This window comes from Hymenobacter sp. BRD128, from assembly GCF_013256625.1.
Lineage (GTDB): Bacteria > Bacteroidota > Bacteroidia > Cytophagales > Hymenobacteraceae > Hymenobacter.
In genome coordinates this window covers 23,030-42,446 of the sequence record NZ_CP053910.1, presented here as the reverse complement: position 1 = coordinate 42,446, position 19,417 = coordinate 23,030, and the positions used below count along the sequence as shown (strand labels likewise).

General features: G+C 62.5%; 16 protein-coding genes. 12 read left to right on the top strand and 4 right to left on the bottom strand.

The window, feature by feature from the left end:
• Nucleotides 1–154: 154 nt before the first annotated feature.
• The 10 genes from GKZ68_RS21225 (at nucleotide 155) to GKZ68_RS21180 (ending at nucleotide 12,017) form a co-directional block, all read left to right on the top strand.
• Nucleotides 155–433: a hypothetical protein gene (locus GKZ68_RS21225; RefSeq protein ID WP_173118925.1), complete on the top strand. Its 279-nt coding sequence runs from the start codon at nucleotides 155–157 to the stop codon at nucleotides 431–433.
• A 103-nt stretch (nucleotides 434–536) separates the two neighbouring features.
• A complete protein-coding gene (locus GKZ68_RS21220) occupies nucleotides 537–1,016 on the top strand; it encodes an IS630 family transposase (RefSeq protein ID WP_173118964.1) in 480 nt (159 codons plus the stop codon).
• Between the two features lie 162 nt (nucleotides 1,017–1,178).
• Nucleotides 1,179–4,274, top strand: a complete 3,096-nt coding sequence (locus tag GKZ68_RS21215) for an ATP-binding protein (RefSeq protein WP_173118923.1) — start codon at nucleotides 1,179–1,181, stop codon at nucleotides 4,272–4,274.
• A gap of 245 nt (nucleotides 4,275–4,519) precedes the next feature.
• A complete protein-coding gene (locus GKZ68_RS21210) occupies nucleotides 4,520–6,289 on the top strand; it encodes an LVIVD repeat-containing protein (RefSeq protein ID WP_173118921.1) in 1,770 nt (589 codons plus the stop codon).
• Nucleotides 6,290–6,601: 312 nt separating this feature from the next.
• The gene (locus tag GKZ68_RS21205) at nucleotides 6,602–8,020 is read left to right on the top strand and encodes a T9SS type A sorting domain-containing protein (protein ID WP_173118919.1); all 1,419 of its coding nucleotides are present in this window, start codon (nucleotides 6,602–6,604) and stop codon (nucleotides 8,018–8,020) included.
• Between the two features lie 56 nt (nucleotides 8,021–8,076).
• Complete coding sequence (locus GKZ68_RS21200; RefSeq protein WP_173118917.1) at nucleotides 8,077–8,301, top strand: transposase; 225 nt, start codon at nucleotides 8,077–8,079, stop codon at nucleotides 8,299–8,301.
• Nucleotides 8,302–8,471: 170 nt separating this feature from the next.
• Complete coding sequence (locus GKZ68_RS21195) at nucleotides 8,472–9,362, top strand: IS3 family transposase (protein ID WP_302052028.1); 891 nt, start codon at nucleotides 8,472–8,474, stop codon at nucleotides 9,360–9,362.
• Nucleotides 9,310–9,825: a recombinase family protein gene (locus GKZ68_RS22335; protein ID WP_173118962.1), complete on the top strand. Its 516-nt coding sequence runs from the start codon at nucleotides 9,310–9,312 to the stop codon at nucleotides 9,823–9,825. The genes GKZ68_RS21195 and GKZ68_RS22335 overlap by 53 nt, the downstream gene beginning before the upstream one ends.
• Nucleotides 9,826–10,083: 258 nt before the next feature.
• Nucleotides 10,084–10,761, top strand: coding sequence for a response regulator transcription factor (locus GKZ68_RS21185; protein ID WP_173118913.1), 678 nt, complete (start codon nucleotides 10,084–10,086; stop codon nucleotides 10,759–10,761).
• The gene (locus tag GKZ68_RS21180; RefSeq protein ID WP_173118911.1) at nucleotides 10,758–12,017 is read left to right on the top strand and encodes a HAMP domain-containing sensor histidine kinase; all 1,260 of its coding nucleotides are present in this window, start codon (nucleotides 10,758–10,760) and stop codon (nucleotides 12,015–12,017) included. The genes GKZ68_RS21185 and GKZ68_RS21180 overlap by 4 nt, the downstream gene beginning before the upstream one ends.
• A 64-nt stretch (nucleotides 12,018–12,081) precedes the next feature.
• Here the strand turns inward: GKZ68_RS21180 and GKZ68_RS22330 are convergent, their stop codons facing one another.
• Genes GKZ68_RS22330 through GKZ68_RS21165 form a run of 4 tightly spaced genes read right to left on the bottom strand, consistent with a single transcriptional unit; the run spans nucleotide 12,082 to nucleotide 14,682 of the window.
• Nucleotides 12,082–12,315 carry a GDCCVxC domain-containing (seleno)protein gene (locus GKZ68_RS22330; RefSeq protein WP_254244321.1) on the bottom strand — a complete coding sequence of 78 codons (234 nt, stop codon included), beginning with the start codon at nucleotides 12,313–12,315 and terminating at the stop codon, nucleotides 12,082–12,084.
• 11 nt (nucleotides 12,316–12,326) lie between these two features.
• A complete protein-coding gene (locus GKZ68_RS21175) occupies nucleotides 12,327–13,679 on the bottom strand; it encodes an NAD(P)/FAD-dependent oxidoreductase (protein ID WP_173118909.1) in 1,353 nt (450 codons plus the stop codon).
• Nucleotides 13,679–14,308, bottom strand: coding sequence for a mercuric transport protein MerTP (gene merTP, locus GKZ68_RS21170; protein ID WP_173118907.1), 630 nt, complete (start codon nucleotides 14,306–14,308; stop codon nucleotides 13,679–13,681). The genes GKZ68_RS21175 and merTP overlap by 1 nt, the downstream gene beginning before the upstream one ends.
• Nucleotides 14,305–14,682, bottom strand: coding sequence for a metalloregulator ArsR/SmtB family transcription factor (locus tag GKZ68_RS21165; RefSeq protein WP_173118905.1), 378 nt, complete (start codon nucleotides 14,680–14,682; stop codon nucleotides 14,305–14,307). The genes merTP and GKZ68_RS21165 overlap by 4 nt, the downstream gene beginning before the upstream one ends.
• A gap of 314 nt (nucleotides 14,683–14,996) precedes the next feature.
• Here GKZ68_RS21165 and GKZ68_RS21160 point away from each other — a divergent pair, with 314 nt between their 5' ends.
• On the top strand, nucleotides 14,997–18,212 hold the full coding sequence (locus tag GKZ68_RS21160; RefSeq protein ID WP_173118904.1) for an efflux RND transporter permease subunit: 3,216 nt from the start codon (nucleotides 14,997–14,999) through the stop codon (nucleotides 18,210–18,212).
• Nucleotides 18,176–19,399, top strand: a complete 1,224-nt coding sequence (locus tag GKZ68_RS21155) for a TolC family protein (protein ID WP_173118902.1) — start codon at nucleotides 18,176–18,178, stop codon at nucleotides 19,397–19,399. Before GKZ68_RS21160 ends, GKZ68_RS21155 begins: the two co-directional genes overlap by 37 nt.
• Nucleotides 19,400–19,417 lie beyond the last annotated feature (18 nt).

The window sequence follows — 19,417 nt, the reverse complement described above, 5'->3', positions numbered from 1 at the left end:
AGAGCGGTTTCGGGTCTATTGTACAGTTTTTGGTGTAGCTTTCAGTATGCAAGTCTATTCCACTGATTTGCGCGAACGCGTGGTGGCCGCCTACGCGACTGGGGAGTTCACAATTGGCTAGGTAGCCAGCCGGTTTGCCGTTTCCGTTTCGTTTGTGGACAAGCTGCTTAAACGCCAGCGCACCAGGGGCTCGGTGGCGGCGCTGCCCCACCGGGGTGGACCAGCACCGCGGCTGCAAGAAACTGACCGCCAGCGCCTGGCGGCCTGCGTGGCCGCCCAGCCCGACGCCACGCTCGCCGAACTGCGCCAGCAGTTGGTGGCCGCCGATAGCCCCGCCGTGGGGCAGACCGTGCTGTGGCAGACGCTGCAACAACTCGATTTACGGCGCAAAAAAAGAGTCTGCACGCCGCCGAGCGCGATACCGAGCGCGTGAAGGCGTTGCGCCGAGAATTCGTGGAAGCCATTCAATACGAAGACGTTATCCGCTTCAAGTTCGTGGATGAAATGCGCATTAAGCATTTGGGCTCAGTGTCAACCTGACGTATACCCGCCGCTACGGCCGCGCGCCGGGCGGGCAGCGGGTGGATGCCGCCGTGCCCTTGCGCAATGGACCTAATGTGACGGTCGTGGCGGCCCTCTCGGCCCAGGGCGTGGAGGCCGTTAGGGAACTGGAGGGGGCAGTGAACACGGCCAGCTTTGCCGTGTACCTGGAGCAGGTGCTCGGCCCGGGCTTGCAGCCGGGCGACGTGGTCGTGCTGGATAACTTGCCCGTGCACAAGGCGGCCGGCCTGGCCGAGTTGGTGGAAGCACGCGGCGCCAGGCTGCTGTACCTGCCCCCGTACTCGCCCGATTTTACGCCCATCGAGCTGGCCTTTGGCAAGCTCAAGACACACTTGTGCACGGCCGCCGCCCGCACCCGCGAGGCCCTGACGAGCGCTTTGCAACCGGCATTGGCCTGGATTACCGCCCAGGATGCGCAAAACTGGTTTGACCATTGCGGCTATCATGTACACTGACTACGAATCTGCTCTAGTTTCTTATTGGTTGTGAACAGAATGGGGTAATACTCTCCGATCTTCATTTTAGTTAGATTAATCCAGCTTGGTGGTTGAACATTTTGTAAACAAGGCATTATACCTTGCAACTTAACTGGTTGCCTAGTTTTGCTTCTATTCCTCATGGCTTTTCTGCGCCTTAGCTGGTATGCGCTGCTCCTTGCGTTGCTACTAATCAGCGGTTCCTTACGAGCGCAGCAGTCTACGTACTGGGATGCGCCTCCCGATTCGCTACGGCAGGTATTGGCCCAGCAGCGGACCGATACAGCCCGACTGCGTACGCTCCGGCATCTGGCCGACCTGACCGAAGACGAGCAGGACCTAGCGCAAGTGGTAGTGCTCGCGGCCCGGCTGCACCGGCCCGAGTACCGTCCTTACCGGCTGTGGCTGGAGGGGCAGCGGCGACACCTGCCTGGCGCCCGGCTCGACTCAGTCGTCAACGCTACTATTCTCGATAGCCTTCAAACGGCCGTGGAGCTGTTTGACCGCTTGGGTCAGCCTCGCGCTCCGCTGCTCAACTACCTGCGCCTCTTTTTTATCGACCTACAGCGACCCGAGGCCCGCCGAGCGTACTACGCCCACAAGCTGGTTTACTACCAACAACACCAAGACCTCGCCAATATGGCAGCCTGTTACCACGCGCTGGCGGGCTACTACGGCGCGACCGGCGATTACAACCGCAGCATCAGCTACCTGCTGCAAGCGGCCGAACTGGGTCAGCGCTTCAGCCGGGCTGTTTACTACAACGAGCTGGGAAGCGTAGCTATCCAGTACCTAGAATGGGGCAACTATGCCCAGGCCCAGCACTACTTTCAGCTAGCATTACAGCAGCCGGGTGCTTCCTGGCGTAATTTTCTCTACTGTCACCTCACTACCCTCTATCTACGCAAGCGACAGTACGGGGCTGCGCTCGCCGCTGCCAGCCGGGCTCTATATGTGGCGGCCGATCCCACCGACCCCTTTGGCCCCTACGACCGTACCTACGCACTGGTGCTTAAGGCGCAGGTGTTATTGGCTCAGCACCAAGTGCCGGCCGCTGGCCGCCTGCTGCCCCTAGCCCAGCACCTGGCCGACTCGCTGCATATTCGCCTCGTAAACACCCATAGCAACTTCGAGCTCGCTGCCACTTGGGCCCGGTATTACACCGCCGTGGGCGACCCGGCCCGCGCTGAAGCAGCCTGGCAGCAAGCCTATAGGCAAGCGTGTCAAAGCCGCTCGCGGCCGCTGCAGCTCACCTACCTGCGACAGCTGGCCGAGTTCTACGACCAACAGCGCCGCCCGGCCAGCGCTGCCTGGGCGGCGCTGGCTGCCACACGGTTGGCCGACACGCTAGCTGCTGTGCAGGGCCGTCTCAATGTGGCCTACTTCGAGCAGCAACAGGCCGAGCGGCGCCAAACCCGGCGCCTACACCGGGTGCAGGCCCAGGTTAAGGCCCGCGCCGAACGTCAGCGCGCCTTAGTAGGCGGGTTGCTAGCTGGCGTGAGCGGCTTAGCAGTTCTGGCGTGCGGGCAGTGGTACCGGCGGCGGCGCCAGCAACAAGCCCACACTATACTAGCTCACCAACATCAGTTGCTGATCCAACAGAAAGAGCAAATTGCCGAGCAAGCTGTCCAGCTAGAGGAACTGGACGCAATTAAAAATCAGTTCTTTGCCAACGTGAGCCACGAGTTGCGCACGCCCCTAACTTTGGTACTGGGCCCGCTCGACGGGCTGCTGACCGCGCCGGGCCCGCCACTACCTGCCGCCGTGCGCGAATCCGTAGCCCTTGCCCACCGCCACGCCCGCCGCCTCCAGGAACTGGTGAACCGCATCCTCGACCTGACCAAACTAGAGGCGGGCGGACTCGTGCTACGGCCAGCGCCCACCACCCTAGCGCCGCTGCTACGGCAGATAATAGCGCAGTTCGACTCGCTAGCCATCGAGCGGCGCATCGCGCTGGTAGCTCCGACCGCGCTGCCCGAAACCTTACGCCTGCTGCTCGACGCCGATAAAGTTGAGCAGGTGCTCACTAACCTGCTCATCAACGCACTCAATCACACCCCCGCCGGCGGCGCCGTGCTAGTGACCACCGCCTTGCCCGGTTTAGACGGACTTTACGCCGTAACCGTGCGCGATACTGGTCCCGGCATTGCCGCTGCCGAGCAAGCCCGGGTATTCGAACGCTTTTACCAAAGTCCGCAGCAGCAAGCGCAGGGCGGCACTGGCCTGGGTCTGGCCCTGAGTCGCGAACTAGCCACGCTGCTGGGCGGCTCGCTTACACTGGTGAGCGAGACCGGGCAGGGAGCAGCTTTCACGCTACGCTTTCCGGCCCTAGAGCTATCCACCGAAGAAGTCAGCATTAATCAGACGCAAACGGCTCCCACAGAAGGAGCGCCACCCCCAAAACTGACAAATTTTAAGCACGATGCGCGCTTGTCGGCGTCGGGCATCCGTTCGCGAGTACTGGTGGCGGAAGACCAGTCCAACTTGCGAACGTACCTAGGTACGCTGCTGGCCGCCGATTGCGATGTGCACCTAGCTGAGGACGGCCAAGCCGCGCTAGACCTGCTGGCGCGCGCGGGTACGGTCCCATTCGACTTGCTCGTGACCGATGCTATGATGCCTCGGTTGAGCGGCACCGAGCTGCTGGCCCGGCTCCGGGCAAACCCCACGTGGGCGGACCTGCCGGTGCTCATGCTTACGGCTCGCGCCGACGACGAGCACCACCGGGCCGCCCTGGCCGTGGGCGTCGACGACTACTTAACCAAGCCCTTTGTACCTACCGAGCTGCGGGCGCGGGTACGCGCCTTACTGACCCACCACCGGATTCGCCGCTCCTTCGCGGCCCTCCCAGCCGAGGCACCGCCCCCCGCTGCCCTACCTGAAGACGCGGCGCCAGCCAAGCTAGTCCTGCCCACATCAACCGCCGCGCAACTGGCGCAGTGGCAGGCACGGGTGACGCCCGTCCTCGCCGATCCTACCTTCGGCCCGGCCGAACTGGCTAGCCTGCTCTGCCTAAGCGAGCGCACTCTTTACCGCCGCCTAGGCGAATTGGTTGGCCTTACGCCCGCTGCCTGGCTACGCGAACTGCGCCTAGCTCACGCCCGCCACCTGCTCGAATCCGGAAATTTTGGCTCGGTGGTTGCCGTGGCCGAGGCCGCCGGCTTTGCTAATGCCAAGTCGTTTGGGCAACGCTACGCCGAGCGATTTGGGCGGCGGCCGGGTGACTACCGTACTTGAAGAAACTACCGAGCCGCTGCTAGGCCGGTCTACTGAGATACCAGCTGGCTGGCAATCACTTGTGGCGAGCGGTATCACATGGTCACGATTTCTGCCAAAAGCAAACGAAAAAATAATTTAAGCAAGATTGGCAGAGATTATGACCTGACTCAACGCAGAGATAGAGAAGTTTGCATGAGCATCTCACGCATCAAAAGGCTAGCTCAACCACCCGCCGTGGTACTAGCTTCTTTTCTCTTCTCGCCATGAAACACGCTTACCTCTTTCGCTTCATCGCCGTGTTGTTGGCCCTAGCATCCCCGCTGCTAGCTCGCGCCCAAAACGTAGGCATCGGCACTACTAGCCCTACCCAAACCCTGGACGTAAACGGGCAGCTGCGCGTGCGCGGCCTCTCGGGCACAAGCTCCGGCACACGCTTGCCTCAGGTGCAGGCCGATGGCACGCTGGGCCTGTTCAACCTGCCCGTCGCGGTGGGTCCAGACCCTTATAGCACTCACCCGGTGCTGCTCAACCCCAATCCGGCCGGTGGCACCGGTGGGGGCACGCTTATTCCTAACCCCACTAGTGTGGTCATAAGCGGCGGTCTAGCCTACGTAATCACAGACAGCAATACGTTGCAGGTATTCGACGTGAGTGTGCCCAGCAGTCCTGTGCTGCGCGCCACCGCTAGCACCGGCGATAGTCCTAAGTACATAGCTGTGAGCGGCAGTTTGATTTACATAGTGAACCGCTACGACGAAACTCTGCAGGTATTCGACGTGAGTGTGCCTAGCAGTCCCGTGCTGCGCGCCACCGTGAATACAAACGGCTTTCCTACCAGCGTGGCCGTGGGCAGCGGCTTAGCCTACGTAGTCACAGCCAACAATACGTTGCAGGTATTTGACGTGAGTGTACCTAGCAGTCCTGTGCTGCGCGCCACCATTAACACCGGCACCAATCCCATCGGCGTGGCCGTGAGCGGCAGCCTAGTTTATGTAGTCAACAACAGTAGCAACACGTTGCAGGTATTTGACGTGAGTGTGCCCAGCAATCCTGTGCTGCGTGCTACCGTGAGCACGGGCACTGGTCCCTACCGCGTGGCAGTGAGCAGCAGTCTGGCCTACGTAGTCAATGCTGGTAGCAACACGTTGCAGGTGTTCGACGTGAGTGTGCCTACTCGCCCCGCACTGCGTACTACTATAAGCGCGGGCACTACTCCCCTGGGTGTAGTTGTGAGCAGCAGTCTGGCCTACGTAGTCAATGCTGGCAGCAATACGTTGCAGGTGTTCGACGTGAGCATCCCCGCTAGCCCCCAGCTGCTGGGCACGGTCGGCACGGGTAATAAACCCGTCGGCGTGGCCGTGAGCGGCAACTTGGCTTATGTAACTAACCATGACGGTAGCACCTTACAGGTGTTTCAGGTAAGCAGTACGCGGGGGCTTGGCGTGCAGGCTGATGGGAGCTTAGGGCTGGCTACCACGCCGCTGCTGAGCTTAAGCGGGCAAAGCTTGAGCATTAGTAATGGTAATACCGTCACGCTACCTACTCAGCCCGGCGACAACCTAGGTAACCATACGGCCACCCAGAACCTGGACCTAGCTAGCTACCAACTCGTCGGTCAAGGCGGTAGCCAGGGCCTAGCCATTAGTAGCAGTGGTAACGTGGGCATTGGCACCATGACTTCCGCGGCCAAGCTCGACGTGAATGGTAGCCTGCGCTTGGCCGTGCGCGTGTGCCCCGTCAACTCGCCGCAGCCCTACGCCCTGACGGCCGGTGATATAGCCTTCAGTATTTTCAAAGTGCAGAACGGGGCTTTTTCCCCTATTTTACTTTTGCCAGCCGCGGCCGGGCAGGTCGAAGGACAGGAACTAACCATTCTTACGACGGCTACTACTTCCGTAACGATAGCTGGCTCCAATACCGATAATATTACTAGTGTGACGATGCCCCCCTTTGGCAATAATGGCCTGCACGCGGTAAAATACGTGTGGGCCCTTGCGTCAGCAGGCGCGGGCTACTGGGTACGGGTGCAGTAGTCAGCGAGTCATTATGGGTTTGCGGAAAAGAAAATGTCTCAATTGGTGCCGCGAGAACCAGCACAAGCTTTCGCCGGCAGCCGGCCTGTAATTAATTACAGCGGGTTCCTAGTCAGTATACAGGTTGTAGAGATGCGACCCTTCGCGTGTCGGCGCTGGAACAAATTTGTTCAACCAGGAGATGCGAAGGGTCACGTTTCTACAAGCTGTACACCAACTCTGAATTTGCTCTAAAAGCTTAGTCTCTATATGCGCATGAAAACAATGCTCCTCTACTTCTTGGCCCTAACTCCGACTGCTAGTTTTGCCCAAGTGCTTAGCACTACCTCCGGCATCGGTATCACAATCCAAGGCGGTGCGATGCTATATGTGGCGGGCGGGCTGCAAAACAGCACTGGTAGTACGCTCACAAACGGTGGTACCGTGCAGCTGACCGGCGACTTAACCAACGCCGGCACCCTTACTTCGCCTGGGATGCTGCTGTTCAGTGGCACTACTGACCAAGCTTTTTCGCCGGGCGCAGCTACTGTAGGCAGCCTGACGCTCCGTAACACCGGGGCCGTGACAGCCAACCGCCTCCTGCTCTTACAAGACCTAATGGTGAGCGGTACCCTCACGCTAGTCCAAGGCTTAGTGCGCACCCAGGGCCTGGCTCCCGGCAGTCCCCTGGTCACACTGAGCCTCCCCGATGGGGGGCGAGTGGTAGGCGAGGCCGCGGGCCAGTACGTGCAGGGCCGCCTGGCAGTGATGCGTATTGCGCTAAATGCCAGCACTGGTTCGGTGGACTTTACCAACGGCATGGTAATCAATCCTAATGGCCAAGATATAGGACCCGTCACTGTCACACGCACGGCAGGCCTGCAAACGGGTGGGGTGAGCTACGGCCAAAACGTGGGTGGTACTGCCAAAGGTATTGACCGGACATGGCAGGTAGTTGCTGCCCAGCAGCCTAGCGCCGTCGCCCCCATCTCGCTCACCGTAAGCTGGGTCAGCGACGACGATAATGGTTTTGATCCCACCCAGCCCACGCAGCTTTGGCGCGCTGACCAAGCTAATGGTCCATGGGCGTCGCAGGGTGCTCCGGCCAGCGCTAGCGCCCGCTCCTTCACGGCTAACGCCGCGCAATTAGGTGTGCTCACCGTGAGCAACACCAGCCAGCCGCTGCCCGTGACGCTGGTTACTTTTATGGCTCAACGTCAGGGAAACGATGGGCTGCTACAATGGATAACGGCTTCGGAGCTGCGCAATGCGTATTTCGAGGTGGAAAGCGCCCCAGATGGTATTGCCTTCCGCCCCGTGGGCCGCTTGGCTGGCCAGGGTAGAAGCAGTCAGGCGCACGCCTATCAGTTTGTGGATGCCAACCTGACACGCTATGCTGTGGCCCAGGTCTATTACCGCCTGCGCCAGGTCGATGTAGATGGAACTAGCACTTACTCGCCTATACGTACGGTGCAGGTGCCGCGCGCCGCGAACTTGCTGGTGCAGGCATATCCCAATCCGTCGGCCCTAAGACAGGATGTGGCGCTGGCTCTATGTACCGATCAGGTCGGGCCGGCTACACTTAGTCTCCTTGATGTACTGGGTCACCAATTAAGCCAGTATAAGGTAACACTATCCACTGGTACCACTACTTGGTCCTTACCTGAAAGTAGCCAGTTAGCAACGGGGGTGTATATACTGCGCATACAGCAAGGTGTTCATCAGCAAAGTGTTAAGATAGTTCGCCATTAATGTGGGTGTCTTGTCCGGAAATAAGTTGACAGTTTTTCACCCTAAATACTGTCCTCATGCAAGACCACATTCAAGATCTGCTGCAACGCTTTCAGTACAGCGAGCAACTGCGAGAAACGGCCGTGTTCCGGATTCTCTTCGGCGGCGAAGAACCAAGCCAGGTCATGGCTGATTTGGATATCCATAACAGCTACACGCTGCGAAATTGGGTAAGCTTGTACCAGCGCAAGATCCAAACGGGTCTGCTTACTTTACCTGCCATGACGACTACACAAAAGTAGGAAGTGCAGGCTTTAAAGCAGCGCAATGCCGAACTTGAACAGGCCTTGCAGCAAGCCAACCTCTTGATTCTGGCGCTGAATACCATGATCGAGGTGGCAGAGAAAGAACTCAAGATCCCGATCCGAAAAAAGTCTGGCACCAAACAGTACAAAAGCTCCGTTACAACGAGATTGCCAAGGTGAGCGTCGGCCGCCTTTGCCAGCTGTTTGGTGTGAGCCGACAAGCTTTTCACCAGCGTGAACACTACACCCAACAGGCCCATAGCCAGTCCATGCTCGTTTTGGACTTGGTGGTAGCGCTACGCAAGCAGATTCCCGGTCTAGGAACCCGCAAACTCTACCTGTTATTGCAAGAGCCGTTTGCGCAAAGTGGGATTCGAATGGGACGAGATAAATTGCACGGATTGCTGCAAGCCCATGGCCTTACGCTCCGGCACAAGCGGTCAGCACCCAAAACCACGAACTCAGCGCATGGCTTGCAGAAATATCCTAACCTGTTGTCAGATCAGTTGATCACAGCGCCCCAGCAAGTATGGGTCTGCGACATCACCTACCTGTGTATCGGGCTGGGCTTCGGCTATTTATCGTTGATCACCGATGCTTACTCCAAACTGATTGTGGGCTACTGTTTGCATCCCTTGCTGACCAGCGAAGGCTGTTTAAGAGCGCTGGAGATGGCCTTGCAGCAGCCCAAAGCAACGACGCTGATTCATCATTCGGATCGGGGAAGTCAGTATTGCAGTTTCCTCTATATCCGCAAACTCAAGGAAGCCGGTATTGCGATCAGCATGAGCCAGTACGGAGACCCCTACGAAAATGCGATTGCCGAACGGGTGAATGGCATTCTAAAGACGGACTTTCGACTGAATCAGGTCTTTACTAGCTTTGAAGAGGCCGCTCGGGCAGTGGAGCGAAGCATTCACAACTATAACCATCTGCGTCCCCATATGAGCTGTGACTACTTAACGCCCGTAGCAGCACATAGCAAGGATCAACCGCTGAAAAAACATTGGAAACCCAAGCGATATAACAGTCAAAGAGCACCCACTAAATCTGTTTGACTTCATTAAATTTTGCCTTCGAAACTGTCAACAAAATTTCAGGATCAGACAACGGTCAACTTATTTTCGGACGAGACACCTGGTAACCCTGGTGAGTAGCTTTCAACAGCAGGGCGTTCACTTCGTCAGCTTGCAGGACCACCTAGATACTACGACGGCTCAGGGTCGGCTCATGTTTAACCTGTTTGCCTCCTTGGCCGAGTTTGAGCGCGACCTTATCCGGGAACGGACCCGCGCCGGCCTGACGGCGGCGCGGGCGCGGGGCCGGCAGGCCGGCCGGCCCAAAGGCTTATCAAAAGAGGCATTCTCCAAAGCCCAGGCCGATAAAACGCTCTATTTGCAGCAGGACAAGACGGTCGCCGAAATCGGCCAACTCCTTGGGGTAGGGCGGGCGACTATCTACCGCTACCTGGCCCACTTAGGCGTCGCAACGGGAGGAAGCCCATCCGCGACGGCTGCGTAGCGCCCTTGCACGGTTTCGGCAGGTATGCGCTGTCAACGCGCACGACAGCAGGTCCGTGCGGCCGGCCCCTTTGCCTGTCCCTTCGAGCAGTCGCGTCACGTCTGGAGCGAAGCCTGATTATGCTAGCCCGGCCCGGCAGCCGTAAAGCTGACGTGGGAAACGCCGTCTGCGCTGTCCAGCCACCGGTAGGCCGGGCTACCAATTCCCGTTAGATTTCGGGCGTAGCTTGGCACGGCCTAACCCCTGAGCCGTTCGATTGTGAAAATTCTAATTGTGGAAGATGAGCCCACCCTGCGCACTTCGCTGGTGGCCCACCTGCAAAGCGACGGCTACCGCTGCGAGGAAGCCGCCACCTACGCCCAGGCCCACGAGAAAATCAAGCTCTACCGCTACGACTGCGTACTCGTGGACCTGACCCTACCCGGCGGCGACGGCCTGGACCTGGTACGTACCCTCAAAGCCGACCAGTCCCCCGCCGGCGTACTCATCATCTCGGCTCGCGGGGCGCTCGACGACAAAGTGTGGGGCCTGAAACTAGGCGCGGATGACTACCTCACCAAGCCTTTCCACCTGGCCGAGCTGACGGCCCGCGTCCAGGCCATTCTGCGCCGCCGGCAGTTTCAGGGCCATAACGCGTTACGCTTCCGGGCCCTAACCGTGCTACCCGACCGGGCCCAGGTGCTGGTGGGCGAAGCGCCCCTAACGCTCACGCGCAAGGAATACGAGCTGCTGCTCTACTTCCTGGCCAATCCCAACCGCCTGCTCACCAAGGAAAGCATCGCCGAACACCTGTGGGGCGACGCAGCCGATACGTCGGATTCGTTCGACTTTATTTACAACCACCTAAAAAATCTCCGCAAAAAGCTGCAAGAGAAAGGGGCCGTGGACTACATCCGCACGGTGTACGGGCTGGGCTACGAGCTGAGCGCCGAATGAAGCTGCTGGCCACTACCACCCGCTACTATCTGCTGCTGGCAGCCTTGCTCTTTGCCGCCGGCACGGCCGCGCTCTACGCGGGGCTGGTGTGGGCGCTACGCACGGAAATGGAGGAAAAGCTCGTCACCGAACGGGGCTACCTCACGCCCATCTTGCAGCGCACCGGGCGGCTGCCCCTGCCCCTGGGTGACCAGCGCACGCTGAGCCGCCACCCCCGCCCGGCCGGCTTCAGCGACACGCTGGAATACGACCCGGTGGGGCGGCGCTGGGAGCCGTTCCGGCAGCTGCACTTCCCGGTGCAGGTAAAAGGGGTGACCTATTGGGTGACGCTGCGCAAGTCGCTGCTCGAAAACGACAGTCCCCTGGGCGTGGTGCTCTCCGTGCTGGCCGCCGTGCTCATTGGCCTGCTACTGAGCCTGGCCGCGCTCAACCGCTGGCTGTCGGGCCGGCTCTGGCAGCCGTTTCACCAGACACTGGCCGCCCTGCGCGGCTACGAGCTGCAACGTCAGCCCGCCACCCTGCGCCTGCCCGCCACTGGCATTGACGAGTTTACGGAACTCAATCAGGCCCTCACGCAGCTGAGCGAACGGCTGGGGGCCGAGTATCAGTCGCTCAAGGAATTCACCGAAAACGCGGCGCACGAAACCCAAACGCCGCTGGCTATCCTCCAGGCCAAGCTGGAACGCCTGCTGCAACTGGGGGCCCGCAACGCGGAAATGGCCCCGCTGCTGCGCGACGCGTACGGCGCGACGCTGCGCCTCTCGCGCCTGCACCAGGGCCTGACTCTGCTCAGCAAGATTGAAAACGGCCAGTTTCCGGACGCCGTGCCCCTGCGACTGGCGGAAGTGGTGGCCGAAAAGCTGGGGCTGCTGGAAGAACTGGTGAGCGGCAAAGAACTTACGCTGACGTATGAGGCGGCCGACCCCGTGCCGGTGCGCATGCACCCGGCCCTGGCCGATTCACTGGTGGTGAACCTGCTGCAAAACGCCATCAAGCACAATCACCCCGGCGGCACGCTGACCGTGCGGCTCGGCCCGCACGCGCTGGAAGTTCGCAATACCGGCCCCACCCTCTCGGGTGACCCCAGCCGGTATTTCGAGCGGTTCCAGAAGCAGCTGCCCGGCTCGCCCTCGCCGGGCCTCGGCCTGTCCATCGTGCAGCAGGTGTGCCGCCACTACGGCTTCGGGCTGCGCTACACCTACGAGCCGGCCACGGGGCTGCATGTGCTGCACGTCAGCACCTACGGCCTTGATTAAACGGGTGGTGAGGCTGTTATATTACCGGCAGGAACGACCAAACGATTGGTGCGAAATCTGCCGCTTAGCAACAACAGCCACCGGACCCTTGCGCTTGAATGGGTGGGCAGGGCACGGAGCCGTAGGAGCAGTACACGCAGCAGTCGCCGGCCAGCGGCTTCAGGACCGTGTGGCAACTGGTGCATTCGTAGAACCATTGGCAGGCGTCGGTGGGCATCTGTTCGGCCTGCGCGTGTTGGCAAACCGGGCAGGTTAGGACAGAGGTAAGCAAAGGGGCTTTTGGTTCGGCGGTAAGCATGGGCGAGGGGATTAGAGCATGTAGACAATATCGGACGCACTGGTGGGGTAGGCAAAGACCAGTTTTTGCAGCTCGCGGGCCGGCAGCTTGGCGTGCATGGCCACGGCGAACAGGTTGATTACCTCGTCGGCGTCGGGGCCGAGCAGGTGCGCCCCGAGCACCTGGCCGCTGCCTTCTTCCACCAGCACCTTGTAAGCTGAAACCGGTTCCCGCAGGCGGCGGGCGGTGAACCAGTCGGTGGTGAGTTCGCTTTTGGCGGTGAATTTCAGCCCTTGCCGGGTGGCTTCGGCTTCCGTTAGGCCCACCGCCGCCAGCGGCGGGTGAGAAAACACTGTTGTGGGCACCACGCCGTAGGCAATGGGCGTGTGGTTGCCCTTGAGCAGGTTGCTGGCCGCCACGAACGCCGCTTTGGCCGCGACCGGCGTCAGGGGCAGGCCCGAGGCCGCCGCGTCGCCCACGGCGTACACGTCGGGATGGGAGGTGCTTTGCAAGAACTCATTGACGGTGACCCCCGCAGGCCCATACGCAATGCCGGCCCGGTCCAGGTCCAGCGCGGCCAGGTTGGGTTCGCGGCCGGCCGCGTGGACGGCCAGCGCGGCCGAGTAGTTCACGACGTGCCCGCCCGATTCGGCCCGCAGCCGCAAGCGCCCGCCCGGCTCCTGCGCGATGCCGGTTAGGACCGTATCCAGCACCACCTCAATGCCGGCCTCGCGGGAAGCCGTGACCAGGTGGGCCACCAGGTCCGCGTCGAAGTGCACCAGGGGCCGCGCTCCCCGGTGCAGGATGCGGGCGGCGACCCCGCAGCGGGCCACCAGGTGGGCAAATTCGAAGGCGATGTACCCGCCGCCAATCAGCGTCAGGTCGGCCGGCAGCTCCGCCAGCTCCAAAAAGGCCGTGCTGTCCACTAGCAATTCTTCGCCCGGAATGCCGAGCGGCCGGGGCCGCGCCCCCGCCGCGATGATGAACTGCTTCGCCCGCAGCTCCTGGTCGCCCACCTGCACCGTGTGGGAGCCAGTAAAACGGGCCAGGCCGTGGTACGTGCCGATGCCGGCTTTCTGCAAGCTGGCTTCGCGGGCAGCGGGCACCTTGCCGGTAAAGCTGTTTTTGAAGCGCATCAGGTCGGCCCAGGCCACCGTCGCGGCCGTGTCCAGGCCGTGGCCCAGCAGTTGCCGGGAGCGGGCCACCGTTTCGGCCGCGCCGATGAGCACCTTTTTGGGGTCGCAGCCGCGCAGGGCGCAGGTGCCGCCGAAGGGCAGCACGTCCACGATGGCCACGCGCTTGCCAGCCGTGGCGCATTTCTGCGCGGCCGTGGTGCCCCCTTCGCCCGTTCCGATAACGAGCACGTCAAATTCTCTCGTTTCCATTAGCGGGGCGCGTTGGCGGGCAGGATGTGGTAGCCGGTGCCGTTGATGGCTTGCGCGACCTGCGCGGCGGGGCTTGTGGCCGCGTCGAAGCGGACTTGCGCGGTGCCCTGGTCGTAGGAGACGGTCACGGCCTGCACCCCCGGCAGCTGCTGCACCGCGTGCTCGACGTGTTTCGCGCAAGCGTCGCAACTCATGCCCCCGATGCGGTAATTCGCCGTTTGCCACACCGGAACGGCCCCGGTGGTGGCCACGGTGGCTGCCGGTACGGCCGCCGTCGGGTACAGACGCGCCCCGTAGTAAGGGAAGGCCAGCAGCGCCGCCGCCAGCCCGGTCACGACCCCTAAAAAACCCTTGGATTGCAGCACGGAAGGTTTGACGTCCACGGCGCAGCCGCAGTCATCAGCCGGCCGGGGCTTGAGCTGCTGATACCAGGCGAAGCCCAGCACGCCCACAGTGAGCGCAATAAAGTAGGGCCGGAAGGGTTCGAGCCAGGAGAAGGACGAGGCCACGCCGCCCAGCCCGCCCACGACGGCGAGCAAGGGGGTGATGCAACACAGCGAGGCGGCCAGCGCGGCCAGCAGGCCCGCGCCCACCAGGGGCTTGTCGGCGGAGGAAGGGGACTGGTTCATGAGGCGGGTTGGGGAGTGAGCGCGGCCGATAAGCCGGCCAGCAGCGGTTGCAGGATGGGCAAATGGGGCGGGCTGAGGGCATAGAACACCGTCTGGCCAACCTTGTGGGCGTGCAGCACACCGCCGTCTTTGAGCTTGCGCAGGTGCTGCGAGACGGCTGAGACGGTCATTTGCAGCACGTCGGCGATGTCGCACACGCACAGCTGTTGTTCTTCCGCCAGTAAAAACAGGATTTTCAGGCGCACCTCGTTGCCGGCCAGGGCCAGCACGGAGGCCAGCGACTGAAGGGTCGGCTCGACGTGCGCCAAGCGCGTTTGGCAGTGCTGAATGTGAGCGGTGTCGGCAAATACCCGGATACACGCGGTAGCTTTCATGAAAACGATTTTTGCAAAGGTAGCATTCGCTTAATTAAGCAAAAACTAAAACAAAAAGTTCACTTCATTGCCTTCAGGCCGCTGTGCTTCGTGTCGAACCTTCAGCTACCCTCAATGACGCTGTACATCTGCACCAAATTTTTAAGCAAAGCCGCCCGCCCGGCCGCGGCATAGGCTCCGCATAGATTTGGCCCATAGCCTTGCACCGGCAACGCCGGGGCGGGGCAGAAACGCGCCGCTGCACCGGACGCGCCACCGCCCACTACGGCCATTTTTCAGCGGGCCCAGCCCCGCTTCCACGAGCTGCTGCGCGCATGTTTGACAAGATAATCCACTTCTCCATCCACAACAAGCTGGTCATCGGCTTTCTGGTGCTGCTGCTCGTGGTGTGGGGCGGCTACTCGGTCACCCAGCTGCCCATCGACGCGCTGCCCGACATCACCAACAACCAGGTCCAGGTCAACACCATCTCGCCCGCGCTGGCCACCCAGGAGATTGAGCAGACCGTGACCGCGCCCATCGAACTGGCCCTGGCCAACGTGCCGGGCGTTATCGAGGTGCGCTCCATCTCGCGCTTCGGCCTCTCCAACGTCACCATCGTCTTCCGCGAGGACATGGACCCCTACCGGGCCCGCCAGCTGGTGAGCGAGAAGCTGCTCGACGCCATCCAGCAGATTCCCCCCGGCTCGGGCACGCCCGAGCTGGCCCCCATCAGCACCGGCCTGGGCGAAATTTACCAGTACGTGCTGCACCCCGCCCCGGGCTACGAGCGGCAGTTCAGCGCGATGGACCTGCGCACCTTGCAGGACTGGACCGTGCGCCGGCAGCTGGCCGGCATCGCCGGGGTGGCCGAAATCAACGGCTTCGGCGGCTACCGCAAGCAGTACGAGGTGGCCGTGAACCCGCAGCGCCTGCGCCAGGTGGGCATCACCATGAGCGAGCTATTGATGGCCTTGCAGGGCAGCAACCGCAACACCGGCGGGGCCTACATTGAGAAGGGCCCCCGGGCCTACTTCATTCGCGGCCTGGGCCTCGTTAAAAGCCTCGACGACGTGGCCCGCACGGTGGTGGTCGTGCGGGGCCGCACCCCGGTGCTGGTGCGCGACGTGGCCCAAGTGCGCTTCGGCGCGGCCGTGCGCTACGGCGCCATGACCCGCAATACCGAGGGCGAGGTGGTAGGCGGCGTGATTCTCATGCTCAAAGGCGAAAACTCCAACCAGGTGGTAAGCCGGGTAAAGGAGCGCATGGTCCAGGTGCAGCAGTCTCTGCCCAAAGGCGTCATTATCGAGCCCTTCTTGGACCGCTCCGACCTGATTGGCCGGGCCATCCACACTGTCACCCGCAACCTGGAGGAAGGCGCGCTGATTGTGATTTTCGTGCTCATCCTCTTCCTCGGCAACTGGCGCGCCGGGCTGGTCGTGGCCTCGGTCATCCCACTGGCCATGCTCTTCGCCATCAGCCTGATGAACCTGTTCGGCGTGTCGGGCAACCTGCTCAGCCTCGGGGCCATCGACTTCGGCCTGGTGGTGGATGGCGCGGTTATCATTGTCGAGGCCATCGTCTCGCGGGTGGCCCACGGCCGGCCCGCCGGCTCCCCCGCGCTGACCCATGCCGAGATGGACGCGGCCGTGTACGATTCGGCCCACCGCATCCGGCAGTCGGCCTCGTTCGGGGAAATCATCATTCTGATGGTGTACCTGCCCATCCTGGCGCTGGCCGGCATCGAGGGCAAGATGTTCCGGCCGATGGCCGAAACCGTAGCCTTCGCCATCATCGGGGCCCTGCTGCTCTCGCTCACCTATGTGCCCATGATGGCCGCGCTGGCGCTCAGCCGCAAAGCGGACACCAAGCAGACGTTTTCCGACCGGCTCATGGCGCGGGTGCAGCGGGCCTACACGCCGCTGCTGGCTGCCTCGCTGCGCCACCGTACCGTGGTGCTCAGCCTCTCCGTGGCCCTTCTTACGGGCGCTTACCTACTCTTCCGCACCCTGGGCGGCGAGTTTATTCCCACGCTCGATGAGGGCGACATGGCCATTGAACTACACATGCCCACCGGCACCGCCCTCGGCCAGACGGTGGCCACTACCGGCCAGGTCGGGGCCATTCTGCGCCGGCAGTTCCCCGAAGTGAAGAGCGTAGTGAGCCGCATCGGCGTGGCCGACATTCCCACCGACCCCGACCCCATCGAGGTGGCCATGGTCACCATCTTGCTCAAGCCCCAGACCGAGTGGACCTCGGCCAGCACCCGCGAGGCGCTGGCCGAGAAGATGCAAAAGGCCTTGGCGGTGTTGCCCGGCGTGAGCTACGAGTTTTCGCAGCCCATTCAGCTGCGCTTCAACGAGCTGATTTCCGGGGCCCGGCAGGACGTAGCCGTGAAAATCTACGGCGAAGACCTGGCCCGCCTGGCCACCCTCGGCGCCCAGGCCGCCGCCCTTATCGCTCCCATCAGCGGGGCGCAGGACGTGGCCGCCGAGCGCACCGCCGGCCTGCCCCAAATCACGGTGGCCTTTAACCGCGACCGGCTGGCCCAATATGGCTTGAGCGTGAGCGAGGTATCCGACGTGCTGGCCACGGGCTTTTCCGGGGCCACGGCCGGCACGGTCTACGAAGGGGCCAAGCGCTTCGATTTGGTGCTGCGCCTCGACTCTGCCCACCACACCGGCATCGACGACGTGCGGGCCCTGCCCGTGGCCCTGGCCGACAGCAACCAGGTGCCTCTCGGCGAAGTGGCGCAAATCGACCTAAAGGATGGCCCGGCCCAGATTTCCCATGAGGACGGCAAGCGCCGCATCACCGTGGGCCTGAACGTGCGGAGCCGCGACGTGCAAAGCGTGGTACAAGACATTCAGGCGGTCCTAGGTAAGCAGCTGCCTTTGCCGCCCGGCTACTACATCCGCTACGGCGGGCAGTTTCAGAACCTCATCGAGGCCCAGCAGCGGCTGAGCATCGCCGTGCCCGTCGCGCTAGCCCTCATCTTCATCCTGCTCTTTTTTACCTTCGGCTCGCTGAAAGAGTCGCTGCTGATTTTCACGGCCATTCCGCTCTCGGCCATCGGCGGGGTGGTGGCGCTGTGGGCGCGGGGCCTGCCGTTCAGCGTGTCGGCCGGCGTGGGCTTCATCGCCCTGTTCGGGGTGGCCGTGCTCAACGGCATCGTGCTCATCGGTGAGTTCAACCGCCTCGAAGCCGACGGCGTGCACGATGTGCTGGAGCGCGTGCGGCTGGGCACCGCGGCCCGCCTGCGGCCGGTGATAATGACGGCGGCCGTGGCTTCATTGGGTTTCTTGCCGATGGCGCTGTCGAATACGGCCGGCGCCGAAGTGCAGCGTCCGCTGGCCACTGTGGTCATCGGCGGCCTGGTTACGGCCACGCTGCTCACGCTCGTCGTGCTACCGATTCTCTACAGCCTCTTTCTCAAAGGGGGGCGCGGAACTGCTGCTGCAAGCCCGGGCGAAACGGAAGCTGCGCCAACCTCCCCTCCACCAGGAATCATGCGATGCAGACCACCGGGTTGGTGCTCCTGCTCGCGCTGAGCAGCTGGTTGCTGCCCACCCGCAGCTACGGACAGACGCAACCCGGTCCCACGCCCCTCACGCTGGACGCGGCCCTGAACCAGGCCCTGCGCAGCAACCCTGGCATTCAGAGCGCCAACTTTTCGGTACAGCAGCAGCAGGCGCTGCTCGGCACCGCCGTGGAGCCGGGCCGCACCAGCTTCAGCTACAGCTACGACAACAACGCGGTGCTGCTCGGCAACAAAACCTACGGCGTCGCCCAGAGCTTCGAGTTCCCCACCGTCTACACGCGGCAGGCCAAGGCCCTGCGCCAGCAGGTGGCCCTGAGCGAGCGCACCCGCGCCCTCACCCAGGCCGGGCTGCGCCGCGACGTGCAGGCGGCGTATTACCAGCTCGCCTACGGGCAGGCCCGCCTGCGGCTGCTCACCAACCAGGACAGCCTCTACCGGGACTTCGCCCGCGCCGCCGCCGTGCGCTACCGGCTCGGCGAAGCGGCCTACCTAGAACAGGTATCGGCCGCCGCCCGCGCCCGCGAGGTGGAGGTGGCCCACCGCCAGGCCGAGGCCGACCGCCGCATCTTCGACCGTGAACTCCAGCGCGTGCTCGGGGCTCCTCAGGCCGTCGCCCTGCCCGCCGACGCCTTGCGTAAGCTGCCGCTGCCCCCGGCCCTGACCGATACGACCCTGGCCCGTGACAACCCGACCCTCGCCCTTTTTCAGCAGCAGCTCGTGGTGGCCCAGGCCCAGCAGCGCGTGCTCAAAGCCCGCAACCTGCCCGACTTCTCGGCCGCCTACAACCAGCAGACCCAGGCCGGGGAAGGCGGCTACTATGGCTACGGCGTGGCTATCAACGTGCCCCTCTTCTCCCGCGCCCAGCGCAGCCGCGCCCAGGCCGGGGAGCTGGCCATCCGGGTGGCCGAGGCCGACCTGGCCAACACCCGTAATAACGTGCAAACGGCCTTTATTCAGCAGGTGCAGGCAGTGAGCAAAGCCGACGAGGCGCTACGCTACTACGAAAGCGCGGGGCTGGGACAGGCCCGCGAAATCGTGCGCGTGGCCGAAAAGAGCTACCGCGCCGGGGAGGTGGGCTACGTGGAGTACGTGGCGGCCCTCACGCAGGCCTACGGTATCCGCGGCCAGTACCTCGACGCGCTGAACGGCTACAACCAAAGCATCATCACCCTGACCTACCTGCTCGGTCGCTACTAGCGCCGGCAGCCGCCCCCT

Excerpts from the sequence above, each read along its gene's own strand:
- GKZ68_RS21200 (WP_173118917.1), top strand. The coding sequence starts at position 8,077 with ATGCAAGACCACATTCAAGATCTGCTGCAACGCTTTCAGTACAGCGAG.
- GKZ68_RS21175 (WP_173118909.1), bottom strand. The coding sequence starts at position 13,679 with ATGGAAACGAGAGAATTTGACGTGCTCGTTATCGGAACGGGCGAAGGG.
- GKZ68_RS22330 (WP_254244321.1), bottom strand. The coding sequence starts at position 12,315 with ATGCTTACCGCCGAACCAAAAGCCCCTTTGCTTACCTCTGTCCTAACC.
- GKZ68_RS21210 (WP_173118921.1), top strand. The coding sequence starts at position 4,520 with ATGAAACACGCTTACCTCTTTCGCTTCATCGCCGTGTTGTTGGCCCTA.
- GKZ68_RS21155 (WP_173118902.1), top strand. The coding sequence starts at position 18,176 with ATGCAGACCACCGGGTTGGTGCTCCTGCTCGCGCTGAGCAGCTGGTTG.
- GKZ68_RS21215 (WP_173118923.1), top strand. The coding sequence starts at position 1,179 with ATGGCTTTTCTGCGCCTTAGCTGGTATGCGCTGCTCCTTGCGTTGCTA.
- merTP (WP_173118907.1), bottom strand. The coding sequence starts at position 14,308 with ATGAACCAGTCCCCTTCCTCCGCCGACAAGCCCCTGGTGGGCGCGGGC.
- GKZ68_RS21160 (WP_173118904.1), top strand. The coding sequence starts at position 14,997 with ATGTTTGACAAGATAATCCACTTCTCCATCCACAACAAGCTGGTCATC.
- GKZ68_RS21180 (WP_173118911.1), top strand. The coding sequence starts at position 10,758 with ATGAAGCTGCTGGCCACTACCACCCGCTACTATCTGCTGCTGGCAGCC.
- GKZ68_RS21165 (WP_173118905.1), bottom strand. The coding sequence starts at position 14,682 with ATGAAAGCTACCGCGTGTATCCGGGTATTTGCCGACACCGCTCACATT.